This is a genomic window from Nocardioides terrigena (genome assembly GCF_003047265.1).
GTDB classification, from domain to species: domain Bacteria; phylum Actinomycetota; class Actinomycetes; order Propionibacteriales; family Nocardioidaceae; genus Nocardioides; species Nocardioides terrigena.
In genome coordinates, this window is sequence record NZ_PZYY01000006.1 from 398,953 (window position 1) to 419,354 (window position 20,402).

Annotated in this window: 17 protein-coding genes; 9 read left to right on the plus strand and 8 right to left on the minus strand. The window is 65.3% G+C overall.

Annotation, left to right across the window (positions count from 1 at the left end; translation table 11 throughout):
- The first annotated feature begins 156 nt into the window (after nucleotides 1–156).
- Nucleotides 157–1,011, plus strand: a complete 855-nt coding sequence (locus DAE25_RS15625; protein ID WP_159083759.1) for a hypothetical protein — start codon at nucleotides 157–159, stop codon at nucleotides 1,009–1,011.
- A 31-nt stretch (nucleotides 1,012–1,042) separates the two neighbouring features.
- Here the strand turns inward: DAE25_RS15625 and DAE25_RS23210 are convergent, their stop codons facing one another.
- From DAE25_RS23210 to DAE25_RS15645, 6 genes are all read right to left on the minus strand, one after another.
- A complete protein-coding gene (locus tag DAE25_RS23210; RefSeq protein WP_159083760.1) occupies nucleotides 1,043–1,219 on the minus strand; it encodes a hypothetical protein in 177 nt (58 codons plus the stop codon).
- Between the two features lie 10 nt (nucleotides 1,220–1,229).
- Nucleotides 1,230–1,457 carry a hypothetical protein gene (locus DAE25_RS15630; RefSeq protein ID WP_107767043.1) on the minus strand — a complete coding sequence of 76 codons (228 nt, stop codon included), beginning with the start codon at nucleotides 1,455–1,457 and terminating at the stop codon, nucleotides 1,230–1,232.
- Between the two features lie 119 nt (nucleotides 1,458–1,576).
- Nucleotides 1,577–2,026 (minus strand): hypothetical protein, encoded by a 450-nt coding sequence (locus DAE25_RS15635; RefSeq protein ID WP_107767044.1) that lies wholly within the window; start codon nucleotides 2,024–2,026, stop codon nucleotides 1,577–1,579.
- A gap of 31 nt (nucleotides 2,027–2,057) precedes the next feature.
- On the minus strand, nucleotides 2,058–2,774 hold the full coding sequence (locus DAE25_RS15640) for a hypothetical protein (protein ID WP_107767045.1): 717 nt from the start codon (nucleotides 2,772–2,774) through the stop codon (nucleotides 2,058–2,060).
- Nucleotides 2,771–2,935 carry a hypothetical protein gene (locus DAE25_RS23215; protein WP_159083761.1) on the minus strand — a complete coding sequence of 55 codons (165 nt, stop codon included), beginning with the start codon at nucleotides 2,933–2,935 and terminating at the stop codon, nucleotides 2,771–2,773. Before DAE25_RS23215 ends, DAE25_RS15640 begins: the two co-directional genes overlap by 4 nt.
- Before the next feature lie 110 nt (nucleotides 2,936–3,045).
- Entirely contained in the window at nucleotides 3,046–3,453 is a 408-nt protein-coding gene (locus DAE25_RS15645) for a hypothetical protein (protein ID WP_107767046.1), read from the minus strand.
- A 511-nt stretch (nucleotides 3,454–3,964) separates the two neighbouring features.
- On the opposite strand from DAE25_RS15645, the gene DAE25_RS15650 reads away from it, so the two are divergent.
- Nucleotides 3,965–4,921: an IS481 family transposase gene (locus DAE25_RS15650; RefSeq protein WP_107767047.1), complete on the plus strand. Its 957-nt coding sequence runs from the start codon at nucleotides 3,965–3,967 to the stop codon at nucleotides 4,919–4,921.
- 117 nt (nucleotides 4,922–5,038) lie between these two features.
- Here the strand turns inward: DAE25_RS15650 and DAE25_RS15655 are convergent, their stop codons facing one another.
- Both DAE25_RS15655 and DAE25_RS15660 read right to left on the minus strand, forming a co-directional pair.
- A complete protein-coding gene (locus tag DAE25_RS15655; protein WP_107767048.1) occupies nucleotides 5,039–6,388 on the minus strand; it encodes an ATP-binding protein in 1,350 nt (449 codons plus the stop codon).
- Between the two features lie 98 nt (nucleotides 6,389–6,486).
- A complete protein-coding gene (locus DAE25_RS15660) occupies nucleotides 6,487–6,801 on the minus strand; it encodes a hypothetical protein (protein ID WP_107767049.1) in 315 nt (104 codons plus the stop codon).
- 269 nt (nucleotides 6,802–7,070) lie between these two features.
- Between DAE25_RS15660 and DAE25_RS15665 the strand changes: the two genes are divergently transcribed.
- The 7 genes from DAE25_RS15665 to brxL all read left to right on the plus strand — a co-directional run bounded on the left by DAE25_RS15665 (nucleotide 7,071) and on the right by brxL (nucleotide 20,142).
- Nucleotides 7,071–7,271 carry a helix-turn-helix domain-containing protein gene (locus tag DAE25_RS15665; protein ID WP_107767050.1) on the plus strand — a complete coding sequence of 67 codons (201 nt, stop codon included), beginning with the start codon at nucleotides 7,071–7,073 and terminating at the stop codon, nucleotides 7,269–7,271.
- Between the two features lie 85 nt (nucleotides 7,272–7,356).
- Nucleotides 7,357–7,965 carry a DUF1819 family protein gene (locus tag DAE25_RS15670; protein ID WP_234411082.1) on the plus strand — a complete coding sequence of 203 codons (609 nt, stop codon included), beginning with the start codon at nucleotides 7,357–7,359 and terminating at the stop codon, nucleotides 7,963–7,965.
- Nucleotides 7,965–8,567, plus strand: a complete 603-nt coding sequence (locus DAE25_RS15675; protein WP_107767052.1) for a DUF1788 domain-containing protein — start codon at nucleotides 7,965–7,967, stop codon at nucleotides 8,565–8,567. The genes DAE25_RS15670 and DAE25_RS15675 overlap by 1 nt, the downstream gene beginning before the upstream one ends.
- 4 nt (nucleotides 8,568–8,571) lie before the next feature.
- On the plus strand, nucleotides 8,572–12,036 hold the full coding sequence (gene brxC, locus DAE25_RS15680) for a BREX system P-loop protein BrxC (RefSeq protein ID WP_107767053.1): 3,465 nt from the start codon (nucleotides 8,572–8,574) through the stop codon (nucleotides 12,034–12,036).
- Nucleotides 12,036–15,467 carry a BREX-1 system adenine-specific DNA-methyltransferase PglX gene (gene pglX, locus DAE25_RS15685; protein ID WP_107767054.1) on the plus strand — a complete coding sequence of 1,144 codons (3,432 nt, stop codon included), beginning with the start codon at nucleotides 12,036–12,038 and terminating at the stop codon, nucleotides 15,465–15,467. The genes brxC and pglX overlap by 1 nt, the downstream gene beginning before the upstream one ends.
- Entirely contained in the window at nucleotides 15,464–17,962 is a 2,499-nt protein-coding gene (gene pglZ, locus DAE25_RS15690; protein WP_107767055.1) for a BREX-1 system phosphatase PglZ type A, read from the plus strand. The genes pglX and pglZ overlap by 4 nt, the downstream gene beginning before the upstream one ends.
- Before the next feature lie 11 nt (nucleotides 17,963–17,973).
- Nucleotides 17,974–20,142, plus strand: coding sequence for a BREX system Lon protease-like protein BrxL (brxL, locus tag DAE25_RS15695; protein WP_107767056.1), 2,169 nt, complete (start codon nucleotides 17,974–17,976; stop codon nucleotides 20,140–20,142).
- Nucleotides 20,143–20,402: the final 260 nt, after the last annotated feature.

Below are 20,402 nucleotides of genomic sequence, written 5' to 3' on the forward strand. Positions count from 1 at the left end.
GGGCTGTGGATAACTCGGGGTCGTGTCGGCGGCTGGGAACAAACTGGTCTCGTTCGCCTATGTCGTACGGCGATCGCCGGACGATCACCGCGGGCAAAGTCAAGAGATTCGCACTAGTGCTGACAGATGGAGAGGGTCGTGATGATGAGGTTCCCGATGACCGTGCTGAGGGTGGTGACGCTGGCGCCGGCGCTGCTGGTGAGCTTTGTCCTCACCGTGGTGGTGTGCGCCCTGCTCCCGCCGGCGCTCGGCCTGGTGGCGTTCCTGGCCGCCGTCGGCCTGCTCGTTGCGCTGGCGCTCGGCCAGTTCGAGGTGCCGGCGATCGCGACGCTGACCCTGTCCCGTCTCGCGACCGCAGCTGAGCTCCAGGTGATGGCGCCGGTGCTCGCCGAGCTGGGCGGCCGCGGCATCGACGTCGGTGCCCTGTTCGTGCGCCGACGTCAGGGTCCGAGCACCCCGGTGGCTGTGGCGATCGCGGATCGCGCGGTCGTGGTCACTCCCGGGCTGGTGGAGGCCATGTACCGCGGGGGAGTGACCACTGCGGAGGCGGCCGCCGCGATGGCTCATGCTGTCGGCCGGTGGCGAGCGATCCGGCCGCGGCTGGAGCTCGCTGTGCTGGCGGCGACGACGCCGTGGCGGCTGGTGGTCGGGATGTTCCGTGGCGTGGCCCGGGCCTTCGCTTGGCTTCCGTTCATGCGGCTGGCGTGGACGCTGCGGGGTGTCGTCGGGGTGATCTGCATCGTGCAGTCGGTCGCTGAGGGCCGGGCCGCTCCGGGGGTCCTCGGCGGTGCGGTGATCGCCCTGACCTACCTGGTGCCAGCGGCCGTCTGGCGGATCGAGGCCTGGTCGGAGGCCGCTGCCGACCAGCTGGTGGTCTCCCTCGGCCTGGGCTCCGTGCTGGCTGGTCTGCTCCGGCGTCATGGGCAGCCGATGACGCTCGAGCGGCTGCAGCGCCTGGAGACGGCCGTCGAGCAGCCTCAGCGGCCGCGGCTGCACCTGGTGCACGGCTGAGGACACTCTTTGGGCGTTGCAGGTCCGCGGGCTACTCGTCGTCCTGGAAGCCGGACGTGGAGTGGTGCACGCAGCCGCGGCCGTTGCCCTCGTGCGGCTTGTGGTTCATGCAGGGCAGCGACCCCAGCTTGTGAGAGCAGTCGACCCAGCGGACCGTGGTACGGCCGATGATGCGGCGGGCATCCGATGATGCGAGCGCGGTAGCCATCGCGAACCTCCTAGCGGCGCGGGCCGCGGCGGCGGCCGAGCTGGGGCCGCAGGTAGGCGGCCGTGTCGGTGTGGTCGTGCTGTCGACCGGACCGGTGGACCTGCGCGATCTCGGCGTCGGGGGAGGGGCCGGTGTCGGCAGCCGCGGCCTGGGCGGCCTCCTCGGTGGCCCTGATCTCCTCGGCGTGCTGACGGGCCTCTTCCTCGAGCGCGGCTTCCTCGCGAGCGGCGTCACTCATCTGAACTCCCATGGATCCCGTGGACCGGCACCGGCTGCGCCAGTCCTCCTTGGTCTCCTAAGTGCGGACCAGCTGTGGGAGCGATCACTTCGGCTGATCCGGTTGGCGCCCCGGGCAGGTCAGGTCGGCTGTGCCAGCAGCGTGGCTCCCAGCAGCTGGGCGGTGTGCTCGACGACCGCCAGGGATACATGCTCACCGGGGCGGTCGCAGCACGGATGGGTGTCGAAGCCCTCGTCGACGACGACGCGGTGCAGCTGGCCACCGCAGGCACGACATCGCCGGCCGGCGTGGGTGGGGCACTGGTCGACCGCCACGACGCAGGGCAGGCACGCCGCGGGCGTCGGTGGGCTCACTTGGTGGTCACGGTCCCAGTCGCGTCGCTGACGCAGCAGCGTGGCGGTCTGTCGCCACAGCAAACGCTCGAGGTGCGCCGGCGCCGGTTGACCGAGCGCCTGGTCGACGACCGCTTTGAGCAGCTGCTCACCACGGCCGAGGAGTCGTTCGTCGAGGCCACGGGCGTAGCACCACCGGGCCAGCGTCTTCGCGGCCATCGTCAGCTGCCCGTCCATGACCTGCCTTGGTCGAGGTCCATGGCTCCCTCTACCGACTCGGGGACCGGGGCGTCGGGAGCGACGATGCGCTCGGGATCGGGTCCCGGCTCCGCTCGGACATCCGTCGGCGGGCGCTGTCGGTGATCTCGCTGGCGATCCCGGCCGACTCACGGGCGCTGGCCGCGGCGTGGTCGACGATGTTGCCGAGCAGGCGCACGTCCTCGTCGGCGCGGCCGAGCTCCTTGCCGGCGGTCGCGATGCTTCGCTCCAGGCTGACCGGCTCCAGCAGGCCCAAGGCAGTGACGTCCCGGCTGGCCTGGTGCGCGGTCTCGACGTGCTGGGCAGCCAGCTGGGCGACCGGCTTTGCGAGAGCGACCATCTCGCCGACGACCGCGATGCGCGGCTTGAGCTGCGCGATCTCGCTGGCGATGACGGGATCGGAGGTGTCGGCCAGGTCGAGGAGGGTGCGGGCGTCGGTGACCGACTGCGATGCGCGGTGGAGGTGCGCGAACAGGTCGTGGGTGAGGTCCGGCATGTCGTTGCACCGCGTGCGCAGCCGGCCCAGGTGCTCGCCGGCGGCCTCGAGGTAGAACGAGCCGCGCTCGGACAGCTTGGCCTTGGCCGAGTCAAGCTCGGCGTCGTCGAGCACGCGGAGTGCGGAGGCGATCGTCTCCTGGAGCTCCTCCACGACCCAGCACGCTCTGCTCACGGCCTGCTCGGCCTCGAACACAGCGTCGGCGGCGTTCAGCGTGGTGTCGGTGGTCATGCCGACTCACCGTCTCCGGTTTCGGGCCGGGGAGCGGTGGGAGGCGGCAGTACCTCGCGGAGTCGATCGAGCGCAGCCACGGCCAGCTCGAGGTAGGCGCGGGCCTCCTGAACCGGGTCACGGTTGGCCGTGACGGACGGGGAATCGGTGGGCGTGCTCACGGGCAGCTCCTTGGTGGACCGGGGTCATCTCTCAGTCACCAAAGGAAGGTCGACCCGTCGGGGCGATCACCCGACGCGAAGAAATCTCGCGATGTTCAAGTGGAGCCGGGTCAGGGCTGGTCCCAGGACATCGACTCCTGCCCGTCGTCGGCGCCCTGGCTGATGATGTGCGCGGTGGCGTTCCGCGCGGCGTTGAGGTGCTTGTGGAGGTCGACCGCGAGACCGCGGGCCTCCTCCAGGACGAGACGGGCGACGCCGATCGCCATGGCCGGGTCGGACTCGTCGGTCATCGAGTCCATGCTGAGCACCTGGTGAGTCAGGGCCTGCTCGAGCCTGCTGGAGAGCTGCGAGAAGGCCTGGGGGAGCGCGGCCGCGAGGTCGGCGAACTCCGCCAGCTGGTCGGAGGTCTCGGCCGGGATCTGGTCGCGCTCCCACATCGTGGCGCGGTTGAAGCCGTAGACGTGCTCGCGGGCGGCCGCCGCGTGTCCGCCCGCTTCGAGCTGGTCGTTGTCGTCCACCGGGTTGTCCTTCCTGCCGAGAGGTGTCGCTGACTCGAGTCTCCCGGATCTCGCGGGCGGACGCGTGGCCGCCGGCGGCCGGCTGTGGATAACCGCAGGGTCCCCTCCATTCCTGCGAGGCGGGAGACTGAGAAGCCATCGAGGACAAAGGGGCCCTGATCGCGCGGCGGGTTCGCGATGTCCGCCCTGCGTGGTTCAACGCCCCCAGGATGTCGAGGCCTATCGCCGGCTCGCCGCGGGGGTCAGCGAGTGGAACGCCTACTGCGCCCCGACGACGGAGACACTGACGTCAGACGACTCCGAGTTGCTCGACAAGCTTGGCCGATGTCGCGCCGCCGTATCCCCTTGCCGCGCTGCTGCCCGACGTGACAGGGCCCATGTTGCGACGGGCCAGCCGCCAGCTCTAGCTGTACCCGGCCAGGACGTTGGTAGCGGCGAGCCTGGTTGAACGAACGAGAACCTCCGAATGGGATGTGGCTTGTCTAAGGCCCACTCCAACCCGGAGGTTCTCGTGTCCCACGGTAGTGCCCGTTTGACCGTTCACGGTCGCCGGCTGATCGTCCAGCGCCACCGCGACGGCTGGCCGCAAGCCCACATCGCCGCCGCGATGGGTGTGTCCCGCAAGTGCGTGAAGACCTGGATCGACCGCTACGCCAGCGAAGGCGAAGCCGGTCTGGTGACGCGGTCCTCGCGACCGCACTCGATGCCCACCAGAACCAGCGATGAAGTCGAGCAGAAGGTCCTGGCTGCCCGCGCCGAGCATCGTGACGGTCCCGACGTGCTCAGCGCGAAGGTCGGAGTACCGGCGCGGACGGTGTCGCGGATCCTGCGCCGCCACGACGTGCCCTATCTGCGCGAGTGCGACCCGATCACCGGTGAGGTGATCCGGTCATCGAAACAGACCGCCGTGCGCTACGAACGTGAGCGTCCGGGCGAGCTGGTGCACATGGACGTCAAGAAGATCGGCCGCATCCCCGACGGCGGGGGCTGGCGCGTTCACGGCCGCGCGATCCCACGCGACCGCATCAACGGTCCCGGATACGACTACGTCCACTCACTGGTCGACGACCATTCCCGGCTGGCCTACTCAGAGATCCTGCCCGACGAGAAGGGCCCCACCTGTGCGGAGTTCCTCGCACGGGCGATCGACTACTTCGCCGCCCACGGGATCACTCGTATCGAGCGGCTGATGACCGACAACGCCTGGGCCTACAAGTGGTCGCTACGAGCTGTCTGTGCCGAGCACGACATCAAGCAGAGGTTCATCAAGCCACACTGCCCGTGGCAGAACGGCAAGGTGGAACGCCTCAACCGCACCCTGTCCACCGAGTGGGCCTACCGACAGGTCTTCACCAGCAACGACGAGCGAACCGCAGCCCTTGCACCATGGCTGGAGCACTACAACACTGAACGCCGCCACAGCGCACTCGGAGGCAAACCGCCGATCAGCCGACTGCTACCAACCTGATGGCCGGGTACATCTAGCGCCTATCGCGGTCCGTGTCGGCCCGCTCCAAGCCCGTTACTCAGCTGCGTTGTGTAACTGAATGTATGCCAACACCGTTCGGTAGAGGTGCGCCGCCACTCAGGAACGCGGCCGCCCAGATCCGGCGCTGGGCGGTGGCAACTGGCGGGTTTCGTTCTGCTCGCTTAGGCGCAGCATGTCCCCACCCGCGTGCGCTGCTGAGGGATCCAGCCCGGCGTTCGCGATCATCTCCTGCAAGCTCAGCAGCTCGGTCGCTGCCTCGGGTCGTGTGCGTTCGTAGTGGCTCAGAACGAAGCGGTTGAAGAGCGGGACCGCCATCGCCAGCTGGCCTCGCTTGGGTGCGTAGACGTCGCCCTCCTCGATGAGCTCCTCACGGAGCCAGGACAGCTCTTGCTGGGAGCGACCGAGAGTCTTGGCGATCGCCGCTGTCGAGGCGCGCCCGCCGTGCAGAGCGAGGGCGGCAAGGAACTCCATCTGTCGATCGCTGATTCGGTCCCAGCGGGGGCCAAGGGTGCGGCGCTCGAGCATGTCGGCAACCCGGGGGAGTGCGGCTTCGACGTCGCCGAGGGTGATCTGGTCGGGCCCGGGCGCGGATGTCCAGATGGCGTGGGCGAACAGCTGCAGGTGGGCCGGGTAGCCGTTGCTGGCCTCTACCACGACTGCCGCCGCCTCGGGGGTCCACGCGACACCGACCCGGCGTGCTGGCTCCACCACGGCGTAGCGGGCGTCATCGGGTTGGAGAGTGAGGGGGATGGGCTCCAGCACGAAGAGGCGATCAGGGTGGGTCACGCCAGCCTTGCGGAGCGCATCGGGAGTGAAGGGCAGCCCGGTGCCGGCGAAGAGAACCGGCGCGGAGGGGTGGTCGACGTTGAGTCGGTGCAGCGTCGCCGCGAGCAGGGCGAGGTCAGGGCCAGAGGCGACCTGGAGCTCATCGACGGTGATCAGCAGGCCCCCGCTGTGGGCGTCCTTGCGGACCTCAGCCGCCAGCGTGGCCAGGGCGTCAGCGAGCGTTCCCGCGTCCAAGCCTGCTGCGGGAGCGTCTGATGGGCGAGTGGAGATACCGGCACCGATACCCGCGATGCTCAGGTTGACCCCACCGACCCGCTCGAAGGCCTTGCGGGCGCGCTGCCACGGGCCGGCCTCCTCGGCCATACGGGTGCGAGCGCGTTGGAGCAGCGCCTCTACCAGACCAGCGTGGCCCGAGACAGCCTGGAGGTTGACCACCTCGAAACCTTGCTCCTTGGCCAGGTCCGCGAACGCGCTCACCGTGACGGTCTTCCCCACGCCGCGCGGGCCGGCAAGAATCATGTCCTGTGCGCGGACGCGGCCGCTAGAGACAATGTCGTTGAGCACCAAATGCCAGTCACGGAGAAGGCCGTCTCGTCCTGCCAGGACGGGCGGGTTGTGGCCGGCACCGGGCGTGTATGGGCTCTGATCCACCAGCGCCACCTTCCTAGACTCACCTAGATTTAGAGGGTTTTCTAGGTCAGTCTAGGTGGCAGTCAGCTCACTCGGCAGGAGGAGCTCTCGCGCGTGTGACCGGCGCGTCAACGGCCGATCCGGGGTGGCGGGGGAGGTGCGCCGCCGGCAATGGACCGGTCGGCGCCGAGGCGTCGACGGGCTGCATGGTCGGGACTCTCGGGGGCTAGGCCGGCCTCGTCGGCGACTAGGGATTCACCGAGCTTGTCGGCAAGCTCGGCGATGTCGGCCGACAGCACCTGCTCGAGGACGTCCGCGATGCTGGCGATGGAGCCGTCGCAGTGGTCGACAAGGTCGGCGGCGAGGCGATCGAGGGCGCGGTCGCCCTGCTGGGTGAAGGTGACGATGCCCGAGCCCGGCTGCTCCGCGGGTGAAGTGCTCATTGGGTCCTCCTCTGCTTGGTCACCTAGGTGATCCCGGACCTTGGGAGCGATCAGATGGGCGAGAGCATTTCGCCAGCTCGGCAGCGGGCGCCCCGGGTGTCGTGGGAGCTGGTCAGGTTGCCGGGCCGGAGCGCCGGTGACGGACAGCGGGCCGGCGGCCGCAAGACACGCCGTTGGTTCTGCTGAACCGGCCGAAACCAGGCTCATCCTCGACTACGCTCGGACACACCCGGCTAAAGCCGGTTCGCCGAGGGAAGGGTCGACGCGTCGTGTCCGAACCGTGGTTGTCCGCAGAGGACATCGCCGCCCATCTCGGCGTCACGAAGGACACGGTCTACGCCTGGATCGCCGACAAGGCCATGCCAGCCCATAAGGTCGGCCGGCTCTGGAAGTTCCAGACCAGCGAGGTCGACGAATGGGTGCGCCGCGGCGGTGCCGCTACCTCAGATGAACCGAGCAACACCGGCTGACTTGTCGCCCGACAGGACAGAACTGTCGCCGGTCCCCGATAGCCTGAACGACTTTGCCCGAGACGCCAGTAAGGAGGTGCCAGCCGTGACCGACGCCGAGACCAGCGATCGCTATGCGTTGTCGTTCACCACCGGCACGCTCCTAACCCGTGAGGCCGCCCTCCTGGCGCCCGCCTACCTCGAGGAACGCGACTGGGAGAAGGCCCGTGACCGAGCCGTGGCCGACAACCTTCTCCAGGCTCGCACGCACCGCAGCGGCGTCCGCCTCGTCCGCGAGACGGTGAAGCGCCTTTCGGCCCTGACCGAGCCAGAGCTCGAGCTCCTCGGCGACCTCACGGCCACCGAGCGCGGCCACCTGATGTGGGTGGCGGCCTGCCGCCGCTACAGCCTCATCGCGGAGTTCGCCGAAGAGGTCCTGCGCGAGCGGTTCCTGCTGCTAGCACCGACACTCGCCTACGAGGACTTCGACGGCTTCATCCGGAGCAAGGCCCTGTGGCACGACGAGCTCGCAACGATCAAGGACTCAACCATGCAGAAGCTGCGATCCACGGTGTTCAAGATGCTTGTGGAAGCCGAGCTGCTCTCGGAGTCCGGGCACATCGTGCCCGCCGTCCTGTCCGAACGACTCCTCGCTCTCCTGAATCTCCGCACGCCGAGCGACATCCGCTTCTTCCCCACCCGGAGCGCAGCCTGATGAAGACGATGGACCTGAACGCACAAGAAGCGCACCTGCTCGCCGTGCTGAGCAGCCAGCGGTTCCTTCGTATGGAGGGACTGAGCAACGAAGTCCCGTTCTTCATCTACCCGTTCCCGCCCGAGGCCTCCCTCGCGGTCGCGCAGGCGAAGAAGCGGATCAAGACCAAGCTCTCGACCAAGCACGGCATCACCGTGCGAGAGGTCAACCTCTACGACCTGTCGGTGGAGATTCTCAAAGGACGCGGTGTCTGGGAGCGAGTGCTCGCGTTCGAGCCCGACCACGACAAGGACGACTTGCGCGAAATGTTGCAGGCCATGCTCGACCCGCAACTCCACCTCGCCCCGGCGCTGCAGGCCAAGGTGCAGGACGGCGCCTTCGACATCGTCTTCCTTACCGGCATAGGCGAGGTCTTCCCCTACATCCGGTCCCACAACGTGCTCAACAACCTGCAGAGCGTGGTGACCGGAAGGCCGATGCTCATGTTCTTCCCCGGCGACTACCGGCAGTCAGACTCGCTCGGGTCGAGTCTCGTCCTGTTCAACACGTTGACCGACGACCAGTACTACCGAGCCAAGAACATCCTGGAACAGGAAGCGTGACCCGATGCTGTTGAACCAGACCTTCGCCAAGGACGTCCAGCGCCCCATCGAAGGCGTCATCAAGGCCGACGACGCCGCACACCTGAGCACCGAGGTCGACGAGTACGTCCTGACGAACGAGGCAGCCAAGGGCCTCGAGCTCCTGCTGGAGGCCTACACCAACTACACCAACGCCAACGGTGTCTGGATCTCCGGCTTCTTCGGCTCCGGTAAGTCACACCTGCTCAAAATGCTCGCGCACCTGCTCGGCGACGTCGAAGGCCAGGACTTCGACCGCAGCCAGGTCTCGGAGAGCTTTCGCTCCAAGGCCACCGGATCGTTCCTGCCCGCGCTGCTGACCAAGGCCGAGCGCATCGCGGCCAAGAGCCTGCTGTTCAACATCGACCAGAAGGCCACCCTCATCACAAAGGACCAGGCCGACGCGCTGCTCAAGGTGTTCGTGAAGGTCTTCGACGAGAGCCGCGGCTACTACGGCAACCAGGGCCACGTCGCCCGCTTCGAGCGCGACCTCGACACCCGCGGCCAGTACGAGGCGTTCAAGGAGGCCTTCGAGCAGATCGCCAAGATCCCGTGGAGCCAGGGCCGCGAGCAAAGCGCCCTGGAGGGCGCCTCGATCGACCGTGCCTTTGCCGAGATCAACGGCCAGGCGACCGACGGAATCATCAAGCAGTACCAGCAGTCCTACGCGGTCTCCATCGAGGACTTCGCCGACGAGGTCAAGGCATGGCTCGACCAGCAGCCCGACGGCTTCCGCCTCAACTTCTACGTCGACGAGGTCGGCCAGTTCATCGGGTCCAACACCCACCTGATGCTCAACCTCCAGACCATCGCCGAAAGCCTCAACACCAAGTGCGGCGGCCGGGCCTGGGTCTTCGTGACCTCCCAGGAGGACATGGACAAGGTCGTCGGTGACCGCACCAAGCAGCAGGGCAACGACTTCTCCAAGATCCAGGCACGGTTCAAGACCCGCGTCCACCTCACCAGCGCCGACGTCGAGGAAGTCATCCGCAAGCGCCTGCTCGAGAAGAACGACGACGGAGCCGCCGCGCTCCGAGAGATCTACGCCTTCGAGTCGGCCAACTTCAAGACACTGTTCGATTTCGTCGACGGCGCGAAGAAGTACCGCAACTACACCGACGAAGAGCACTTCGTCGGCACCTACCCATTCGTCAGCTACCAGTTCCCACTCTTCCAGGCCGCGATTATCGGGATCTCCGACCACAACGCCTTCGAAGGCCGCAACAGCTCCGTCGGTGAGCGGTCCATGCTCGGCGTCGTCCAGGACGTCGCCAAGGTCGTCGGCACCGGCGAGCTCGGAACGCTGGCCACCTTTGACCGCATGTTCGAAGGCATCCGCGCCTCGCTCAAGGCACAGGCCCAGCAGCAAATCCTCGTCGCCGAGCGCAACCTCGACAACGAGCTGGCCATCCGGCTCCTAAAGGCACTCTTCCTCGTCAAGTACGTCGAGAGCTTCCAAGCCACCGCCCGCAACCTCACCGTGCTCGTCTACGACCGCTTCGGGCTCGATCTGCCGGCGCTGGCCGAGGACGTCAAGGAAGCGCTCGCCGAGCTGGAGAGGCAGACCTACATCCAGCGCAACGGCCAGGTCTACGAGTACCTCACCAACGAAGAGCAGGTCATCGAGGAGGAAATCAAGAACGTCGACATCGACGCCTCCGAGGTCAGCTCCCAGCTGTTCAAGGTGCTCTCGGTCGAAGTCATCAGGACCAACAAGATCCGCTACGCCAAGAACGGCCAGGACTTCCCGTTCGGGTTCAAGCTCGACGACCAGGTCCACGGACAGCAGAAGGAACTCTCCGCCCACTTCATCACCCCGGACTACCCCTACACCGCGGACGAGACCCGGATGCACAGCGCCGGCAAGGACGAGCTGCGGGTGGTGCTTGACCCCGACGAGCGCGTGCTGACCGACCTGCGGCTGCTTCTCAAGACCGACAAGTACATCAAGCGCAAGCGCACCAGCTCACTCTCAGCGATCGAAGAGCAGATCCTCCAAACCAAGGCGACCCTCAACCGTGAACGCGAGAAGGAACTCGCCCAACGCATCCAGACCGCCGTCGGCAAGGCAGGGCTGATCATCAACGCAGCCGACGTCCCCGCCAGCTCGACCGACGCACTCGGACGAGTGACAGAGGGCTTCCAGGAACTCATCAGCCGCACCTACACCCAGCTCAAGCTGCTCGGCGGCATCACCTACAGCGAGCAGCAGGTGGCGGGCGCCGCGAACCCCGACAGCGGCCTTTTCGACGCCGACGCACTGATGAAGATCGACCAGGCCGCCCAAGAGGTCCTCTCGACGATCCTGCGCAAGACCGGCCAAGGCGAACAGGTAACGATGAAGACGATCGTCGACACCTTCCAGGCCAAGCCCTACGGATGGGACCTCGCCTCGATCGAGGTCATCGTTGCCTCCTTGGTCGGCGCCTCGAAGGTAACGCTGACGATGGATGGCAACGTCCTCAAGCGGACCGAAATCGCAACCGCGCTGCGAAACACGCAGAAGCACGGCCACCAGGTCATCGCGGCGCAGAAGACGTTCGACGAGCGCAAGGTCGCAACGTTCCGCAAGTTCTGCATCGACTTCTTCGACGAGCCCAGCGCTCCCAAGGACCCACTCGAGCTGGCCCGCCATGGCGGCGACAAGCTCAAGGGCAAGCTCGACGAGTTGCGGGCCGCCTTGAACGTCTCGCGCTACCCGTTCGTCCAGCAGCTCGGCGGCCCGATCGACCTGCTGGAACAGGCGGTCGGCAAGAGCGACGACTGGTACCTCAACGACTTCGACCTCGGCGACGACCTCCTCGAAGCCAAGGACCACGTGATCGACCCGATCCAGTCCTTCGTCAACGGACCACAGCGGACGATCTACGACGACGCCGCAGGTCTCCTCACCACCCACGCCAGCAATCTCAACTACCTGCCCTCGGGCAGCGATGAGGCCATCAAGACTGCGCTCGCCGACCCCAACGCCTTCCGTGGCAGCAAGATGGCCCAGCTCAAGCAAGCAACTGACGCCTTGCGGGGCCAGATCGACAGTGTTGTTGCGGACAGTCGGGCGGCGGTCGCCAGCACCGTGGAGCGCCGCCGCAGCGAACTCGCCGACACCGCGTATTACGCGGCCGCCACACCGGAGGCCCAGCAGCGCGCCGTCCAGCGGATCGACCAGACGCTCGCCCGGATCGCCACCGAGAACCAGGTCGCGCTCATCCAGCAGATCGGCTCGAACTTCGAGTCCAGCGAGTACCCGGGGCTACTCGACCTACTCGCATCGTCGCCGGCGACCCCGAGCCCCGATCCAGAGCCGGTCAAGCAGACCGTCTCTGTGAAGACCGTCCTGGTGCCAGGTGCGTCTGGAGTCCTCGAGACCGAGGCAGACGTCGACAACTACCTGACCGCCCTGCGCAGCGCGCTCATTGAGACCTTGAACGACGGAAAGCGAATCACCCTCTGATGGAAACCGCACCGCTGAAGAACTTCGCGACCTGGGCACGTACCGCGCTCATCCGCGAGGTCACCGCCCGCGTCGCTGCCGTGCTCGCCCCAGGCTCATCGGAGCGCGTCGAGCAGGCCAAGGCGGTCTATGCCCTGGAGAGGGCCGTCACCGCTGCCGGCGGCGGCGATGAGGGTCGCTCGGCCGTCGCAGACAAGGTCGCCTACACCTGGTTCAACCGGATCGTCGCGCTTCGCTTCATGGATGCCAACGGCTACACCGGCATCGGCGTCGTCTCCCCCCAGGCCGGCGTCGAGGTCGGCCAACCCGAGATCCTCGCCGAAGCCAAGCGCGGAGTTATCGACACCGAGGTCGCGAGTCAAAAGACCTGTACAGCGGTCGCCGCGCTTCTTGACGGCACGCGCGCAAGCGCCAGCCCCCAGGGCGAGGCATATGCACTCCTGCTCGCCGACTACTGCCGACACTGGAACCGCGCCATGCCTTTCATGTTCGAGCGCGAGGGCGACTACACCGAGCTGCTCATCCCGGCCAACCTGCTCGCCGACGACTCAGTCCTTAACCGCTCGGTCAAGGTACTTACCGAAGAGGTCTGCAGGGACGTCGAGGTTATTGGCTGGCTCTACCAGTTCTACATTGCCGAGCGGAAGGACGAGGTATTCGCCGGGTTCAAGAAGAGTAAGAAGGCGGGCGCCGGAGAGATCCCCGCCGCCACCCAGCTCTTCACCCCGCATTGGATCGTCCGCTACCTCGTGGAGAACTCCCTAGGCCGACTCTGGCTGCTCAACCGACCGTCGTCTGGCCTGGTTGACCAAATGGAGTACTACCTTGCCCCTGTCGAGGAGGTGACAGACTTCCTCAGGATCGCCAAGCCCGAGGACCTCAAGGCCATCGACCCAGCCTGCGGCTCGGGCCACATGCTCACCTACGCGTTCGACCTCCTGTACTCGATCTACGAGGAGGAGGGATACGGCCCCGCCGAGATTCCTAGCCTCATCCTCACAAACAACCTCTACGGCACAGAGATCGACCCGCGCGCAGGGGCCCTCGCCGCGTTCGCGCTCACGATGAAGGCCCGCGCCAGACAGCGGACGTTCTTCACCAAGCAGGTCGAGCCGAACATCTGCGTGCTGGAGCCCATCTCGTTCAGTCCAGACGAACTCGACTTCCTCCGCACTAAGGATGGGGATCGCCACGCTGAAGAGGCCTTCTGGAATCAGCTTGCCGAGGCGGACACCTTCGGCTCATTGATCCAGCCTGACCCCGACATCACGTCGCAGTTGGCCGCCCATCTGGCGACCTTCGACCACGGGGACGAGTTGCTGAGGGCTGAGACCATCGAGCGGGCACACCGGCTGGTTTACCAAGCAGAGTTCCTCCTTCCTCGGTACGGAGTTGTCGTCGCGAACCCGCCTTACATGGGCAGCAGCAACATGGGTCCGCTCCTCGCGGGCTTCGCCAGGGAGAAGTATCCGGCCGCGAAATCCGACCTCATGACGATGTTCATCGAGCGCGCGGCGTCACTGGTGCCTGAAGGCGGCGTGTTCGCGATGATCACGCTCGCCAGCTGGATGTTCAATCAAGATGCGGCGAACTTTCGCAAGGACCTCCTGGGTCGTTCGACAATCTCGTCCCTCCTGCACCTAGGGCGAGGAATCTTCGGCGTCGACTATGGAACGGTCGCCTTTGCCGCCACCCGCGGTCACGACGACCGGTCCGTCGGCGTCTACCGCAAGCTGTACGACGTCTTCTCCAGTGTCAGGACGCCCGAGGAGATCAGGGACCTATTCCTGGATCACTCACATGCTTCATACCTTGTTGCGCAGCATGCGATCGAGTCACTGCCAGGGAAGGCGTTCGCATACTGGGTCGACCGCGAGGTCGCCGACGCCTTCAGCCGCTGCGGTCCGATTGGAAAGCGCTTCTCCTCAGGGAATGGCATCACGACGTCCGACAACGGACGCTTTCTCCGGTACTGGTGGGAGGTCGGCGCCCGCGACGTTCGCACAGAGGATTCCAATGGGCCGTGGGTGCCGATCAACAAGGGAGGTCCGTACCGGAAGTGGTCGGGCAACAGAGAGTTCGTTCTTGACTGGCGCCACGACGGCAAAGAGCTTTTCAACCTGCGGCCTACAGCGACGATGCGGAACGTAGACAAGTTCTTTGCCCCATCCGTCAGTTGGTCGGATGTGTCTATCGGGTCCGTGGTTGGGCGAGCATACGGAGCCGAGTACGCGTTCGACGCCTCTGCAAATTCGGTGTTCCCCCAGAAGCTGGAGGACCGCCATGCGCTTCTCGCGTTCTTGAACACCCGGGCAGTTGCAGAGATCTCCCTACTCCTCAACCCGGGTACTCATTTCAAGATCGGCAACTTCGAGGCGCTCCCCGCCATGCTGCGTTCGGATCCAGATCTGGTCGGAGACGTCGAGGAACTGATCGGCATTTCAGACGAAGATCTCAGTACTACCGAACTTGATCGAACCTTCGAGCGGGATCAAGTAGCCCACTACGGGGGGAGTGTCGAGGCGTCAATCGAGAGGGTGCGTGGCGACTGGGAGAAGCGGATCTCACGTATGACCGAGCTAGAGGAACGAAACAACAGGCTCGTTGCTTCGGCAGAGTCGCTCCCGGCACGAATGGCTGAAGCACCTACACCTGAAGATGTCACCCTACGGAACAACCCAGAGTTTGAGTTTCGCAAGTTTGAACGCGGGATCAGGATTGAACTCGATACGAGGGCCAAGATCGACGACCTCGTGTCGTACGCGGTCGGATGCATGTTTGGGCGCTACAGCCTGGACGAGCCCGGGCTGATCCTCGCTGACCAGGGCGCGACGTTGCAGGACTACCTCGCGAAGGTCCCGTCGCCCACGTTCATGCCCGATACCGACAACGTGATTCCGATCGTGGATGGCGAGTGGTTCGAGGACGACATCGTGGAGAGGTTCCGGACGTTTCTTCGCGCGGCGTTCGGCCAACAGCACTTCGAGGAGAACTTGCGGTTCGTCACTGAGTCTCTTGGCTCGAAGAACCTGCGCGACTACTTCGTAAAGTCCTTCTACAAGGATCACGTCCAGCGGTACAAGAAGCGGCCGATCTATTGGTTGTTCTCTAGCCCCAAGGGCTCGTTCAACGCGCTCATCTATATGCACCGCTACTCGCCATCGACTGTGTCGACGGTGCTCAATGAGTACCTACGAGAGTTGCAGGCCAAGCTGAAGGCGAGCCTGGAGCACGCCGACCGCTCCAGCAATGCGAAGGAGGCCGACCGACTGCGCAAGGTCTTGCTGGAGCTCGATGAGTACGAGCACGACGTGCTCTACCCCCTCGCCTCGCGGAACGTCGCCATCGACCTCGACGAGGGAGTGAAGACGAACTACCCCAAGCTCGGAAGCGCATTGAAGAAGATCGCCGGCTTGGAGGCGAGCGAATGAGTGACGTCGCCAACATCAAGCCGCACCTGGAGCGCCGCTTCGTTGACCGCCGAGTCGTGTTCTGGCACGACCCGCAGGGTCAATACGCCTCCGTCGTCGACAGCCTTGGCCTGCCGGGTGTCACGACGCTACGGGTCGCAAACGACGAGTACGCCGTCAAGTACCGACTGCTGCACGAGCAGCCCGCTGACAAGTTCTTGATCTACCGATCGGGCCCGCTGCCGGCGGGCGTCGGGAACTGGCTCTTGGATCTCGAACTCGCGTACGGCGTCTTCACCGCAGACCGGAGCTCCTTGGTCTCGGAAGAGCTCGGTCTGACTGCCGAAGGCATCGACGCGGTCGTGGCGCGGCACGAGAAGTTCTTCAACGCGGGGAAGCGCGTCGAGACCCTCAAGGGTCTGCTCACGGCCGAAGATGACGTGGCCCGCCTTCGCGCCAAGATGTCCGCGGTGGTGCTCGGGCAGAAGGAGCACAGCCTCCTTGAGATCATGCGGACGCTCTTGGTTGAGAAATCCAAGGGCCAGCACTCCAAGTACAACGCCCTCGGCGATCTCGAGCTCGCGGACTTTCTCTGGCTCGGTGCGGCTTCGATCTACGGCTACGAGTCGACCGCACCGAGTGTCGATGACTTCGTCTTGTGGATGTTCCGCGCGGCTCTCGGAGGCTTCAAGTCCGACCGCCCTGGGGGGCTGCAGAACATTCAGCTCGACTTCGCCAGCTTCCGCAACGATCGCCGCAGCCAAGCCGCGATGTCGATTCTCGCCAAGCAGGCATCGGCAGACCTCGACTACACGGCGAGCATCGAGAACGCGACGTTCCGAGATCTCGTCGCGGATGACCTGTTCGAGGAGACCGACCGCAAGATCATTGCGGACCTTGCTCGAGCGGTCACGGAACAGACTGTCACCGCTCGTGAGGTGGCCGATGTCGTCCGGGCCCGCCAGAGCAGCGTGTGGATCGATGGTTACCGCCAGCTGTATGCAGCGATCGACGCGGCCGCCGACCTGCTGTCGCGGCTGAGCACGATCGATTTCACGATCTCGGCCTTCGACGAGGGACTTGAGCGCTACCGGAACGACTGGTTCCGCATCGACCAGCTCTACCGCCAGTTCACCTACGCGCGCCGCTCCTTCGAGGGACCGAACCCACTCGACGCGTTGCGAGACCTCGTCGAGAAGACGTACACCAACAAGTTCGTCTACGAGCTCGGCAACGCCTGGCAGAAGCAGGTCGACGCAGCAACCAGCTGGCAGTCGGTCGTCCTGCGCTCCCAGCGGTTGTTCTACGGCGACTACGTCGAACAACTGCTCCGCGAGGACAAGAAGGCCGTGGTCATCGTCTCCGACGCCCTCCGATACGAGGTCGCCGACGAGCTACGCTCCCGCATCCGCCAGGAGGACCGGTTCAACGCCGACCTCGAGGCCGTCCTCGGCGTCCTGCCGAGCTACACCCAGCTCGGCATGGCCGCGCTCCTGCCGCACCGCACTCTGAAACACTCCGTTGACGGCAAGACCGTGCTCGCCGACGGCCTGCCCACCAACGGGGTGGGCCCTCGCTCGAAGGTGCTCGAGGCCGTGGGCGGCAGTGCCATCCAGGCTGAGACCTTCCGAGCCCTGACCGCCGACGAGCGGCGGGACATGTTCAAGAACAACCGGGTTCTGTACATCTTCCACGACGTCATCGACGCGATCGGCGACAAGCCGGGCACCGAGCGCCGGGTGTTCGAAGCCGCCGAGCTGGCGCTGGCCGAGTTGGTGGACCTGGTCAAGAAGACCGCCAACGCCAACGCCACCAACATCTTCGTAACTGCCGACCACGGCTTCCTCTTCCAAGACGAGGCACTGCCCGAGCAGTTCTTCCTCTCCGAGAAGGCACACGGCGACAAGATTCTCGTCGCCAACAAGCGCTACGTGCTCGGTCACGGGCTGAAGGTCGACGACGCCTTCGCCACGTTCACCGCTGAGCAACTCAATCTCGACGGCGACATCGAGGTCCAGATTCCCAAGTCGATCCACCGCCTCAAGCTCGCTGGCGGGGGAACACGATTCGTCCACGGCGGTGCGACTCTGCAGGAGATCGTCGTACCGGTGCTCGTGATCAACAAGAAGCGCAAGAGCGATACCCGCCTGGTCAACGTGAAGGTTCTCCCGGACACCGACAAGATCACCACCGGCCAGCTGGTCGTGAAGCTATTCCAGGCGGAGCCCGTCAGCGACAAGGTGCAGGCCCGCGTGCTGCGCGCGGGGCTGTACGTGGGGGAGACGCTGATCTCCAACGACCCGCCGCCGGTGCTGACCTTCGACTCCTCCTCTCCCGAGCAGCGGGACCGCTACCAGAGCGTCCAACTGCTGCTCAACCAGGACGCCAACGACTACAACAACCGCGCCGTCGAGCTCCGCCTCGAGGAGCTCATTCCCAACACGAACCAATGGCGTGTGTACGAGAAGGCGATGTTCACCCTCAAGCGCTCCTTCACCTCGGACTTCGACTTCTAAGGGCGGCCGACATGACTGAAGAGACCGATCTTGACGTGATCGCCGCCGACCTCCTCGACGGCACCATCGAGGGGCAGACGGAAGATCAGACCCCCGAGCAGACGGCGCTCGACAAGAAGATCAACCAGCACTTTGCCGGCCTCGTGGTCCGCAAGGACCTCGTCAAGGCCGTCAAGGGCAACGCGATCGTGCCCTCCTACGTCCTGGAGTACCTCCTTGGCCAGTACGCGGCCTCGGACGACGAAGCCACCATCCAGGCCGGCATCGACTCGGTGCGCAAGATCCTCGCCGACCACTACGTCCAACGGAACCAGTCCGAGCTGGTGAAGTCGACGATCAAGGAACGCGGGCGCTACAAGATCATCGACAAGGTCTCTGTCTCTCTCAACGACAAGGACGATCGGTACGAGGCAGAGTTCTCGAACCTCGGCATCAAGGGAGTAGTCGTGGAGTCGGCCACGATCAACGCTCACCCCAAGCTCCTCGTCGGCGGCGTCTGGTGCATCTGCGACATCGACTACTTCCACTTCGACGACGCCCGCGTCGTGCCCTGGCAACTCGGCTCGCTGAAGCCGATTCAGCTCTCGAACTTCGACTTCGACAGCTACACCACCTCGCGCCGTGAGTTCACCACCGACGAGTGGATCGACCTGCTGATCCAGTCGATCGGTTTCAACCCTGCCCTGTTCGGACGTCGCGCCAAGCTCATCCAGCTCGTTCGCCTGATCCCGTTCGTCGAGCGCAACTACAACCTCGTCGAGCTCGGCCCCAAGGGCACCGGCAAGTCACACATCTTCTCGGAGTTCTCACCCCACGGCATGCTGATCTCCGGGGGAGAGGTAACCGTCCCCAAGCTCTTCGTGAACAACTCCAACGGTCGCATCGGCCTGGTCGGATACTGGGACGTCGTCGCATTCGACGAGTTCGCAGGCAGGAAGAAGCGCACCGACAAGGCGCTCGTCGACATCATGAAGAACTACATGGCGAACAAGTCGTTCTCGCGCGGTGTGGAGACGCTCGGCGCAGAAGCGTCGATGGTCTTCGTCGGCAACACGTCCCACAATGTGCCGTACATGCTGAAGCACTCCGACCTGTTCGACGAGTTGCCCGAGAGCTATCACGACGCGGCGTACCTCGACCGCCTCCACCACTTCATCCCGGGCTGGGAAGTCGACACCATCCGCGGAGAGATGTTCTCCGAGGGCTACGGCTTCGTCGTCGACTACATTGCCGAAGTCCTCAAGTCGATGCGCAACGCGGACTACTCCGACCGCTACCAGCAGCACTTCACGCTGGGTTCGGACATCTCGACCCGCGACCGGGACGGCATCCACAAGACCTTTTCCGGACTGATGAAGATCCTCTACCCCCACGGGGAAGCGACCCAGGAGGAGATCGAGGAGACCCTGCGGTTCGCCATCGAGGGCCGCAAGCGCGTCAAGGACCAGATCCTCCGAATCGACGCCACCATGGCCGAGGTCAAGTTCGGCTACCTCGACAACGACGGCGGCTGGCACCCTGTCACCACCCTCGAAGAAGACGAGTACCCCACGCACTATCACCGCACCCGCCACGCCGAGGGCGCCGACGCCACCGACTCAACCGGCGAGGAGGGGAGCGGCGCCACCGCCAGCGCGGCCGACGGGGTTGCGGGCACGCCCGTTAAGCCGGAGCTGTACGCCGGGCACCGCGAATACCAGGAGAACCAGCGCGGCGTCTCCTACGCCACCATGCTGATCCCGTATCTGCGGGGGGCCACCGAGATCACCCTCACCGACCCCTACATCCGCCAGTTCCACCAGGCGCGCAATCTGATGGAGTTCATGGAAGCGCTAGCCGCGGTCAAGGACCCGGCCGACGAGGTCAAGCTCAAGCTCATAACCACCGAGTCCTCCGACGGCCCCGAGAAGGTCCAGAAGCAACTGGAGTTCCTGCTACGCGTCAAGCAGGCCGCAGCCGTCGCGGGCATCACCCTCGACGTCGAGCTCAGCGACACCATCCACGACCGGTCGATCCGCGCCAACTCCGGCTGGCGCATCAATCTCGGCCGCGGCCTCGATATCTTCCAATTCGTCTCTAACGACACCTTCGACATTGCCGCCAAGATTCAGCAGTACCGCCAAGTCAAGGCCTTCGGCATTACCTACATCAAGGAGCCGACGACCCAGCCGATCGACTAATTCCTCCTGGGTGCGCCTGATCGTCTGGCTTCACGCGCACCAGTGTGGCCGCGGCGGGTCCGTCTCATTCGATCTCACGCAACTGGCACGGACGGGAGTTGATGAGACGGGAGTAGCCGGCCGCTGGCGTCCTAGTGTGGGCGCATGACCGACGACGGGCTCTCCTCGGCTGACTGTGAGGATTCCCTTCGCAGCCTGATGGTGCTGGGCTGTGGGTTGGCGACTGCGGGTGTGACCCTTCGGCTGACTGGCTTCGTGCC

Bases quoted from the DNA above. Each gene is read 5' to 3' on its own strand.
- brxL (WP_107767056.1), top strand. From the start codon at position 17,974: ATGACTGAAGAGACCGATCTTGACGTGATCGCCGCCGACCTCCTCGAC.
- DAE25_RS15635 (WP_107767044.1), bottom strand. From the start codon at position 2,026: ATGGACGGGCAGCTGACGATGGCCGCGAAGACGCTGGCCCGGTGGTGC.
- pglX (WP_107767054.1), top strand. From the start codon at position 12,036: ATGGAAACCGCACCGCTGAAGAACTTCGCGACCTGGGCACGTACCGCG.
- DAE25_RS15640 (WP_107767045.1), bottom strand. From the start codon at position 2,774: ATGACCACCGACACCACGCTGAACGCCGCCGACGCTGTGTTCGAGGCC.
- brxC (WP_107767053.1), top strand. From the start codon at position 8,572: ATGCTGTTGAACCAGACCTTCGCCAAGGACGTCCAGCGCCCCATCGAA.
- DAE25_RS23210 (WP_159083760.1), bottom strand. From the start codon at position 1,219: ATGGCTACCGCGCTCGCATCATCGGATGCCCGCCGCATCATCGGCCGT.
- DAE25_RS15660 (WP_107767049.1), bottom strand. From the start codon at position 6,801: ATGAGCACTTCACCCGCGGAGCAGCCGGGCTCGGGCATCGTCACCTTC.
- DAE25_RS15625 (WP_159083759.1), top strand. From the start codon at position 157: ATGACCGTGCTGAGGGTGGTGACGCTGGCGCCGGCGCTGCTGGTGAGC.
- pglZ (WP_107767055.1), top strand. From the start codon at position 15,464: ATGAGTGACGTCGCCAACATCAAGCCGCACCTGGAGCGCCGCTTCGTT.
- DAE25_RS15630 (WP_107767043.1), bottom strand. From the start codon at position 1,457: ATGAGTGACGCCGCTCGCGAGGAAGCCGCGCTCGAGGAAGAGGCCCGT.
- DAE25_RS15675 (WP_107767052.1), top strand. From the start codon at position 7,965: ATGAAGACGATGGACCTGAACGCACAAGAAGCGCACCTGCTCGCCGTG.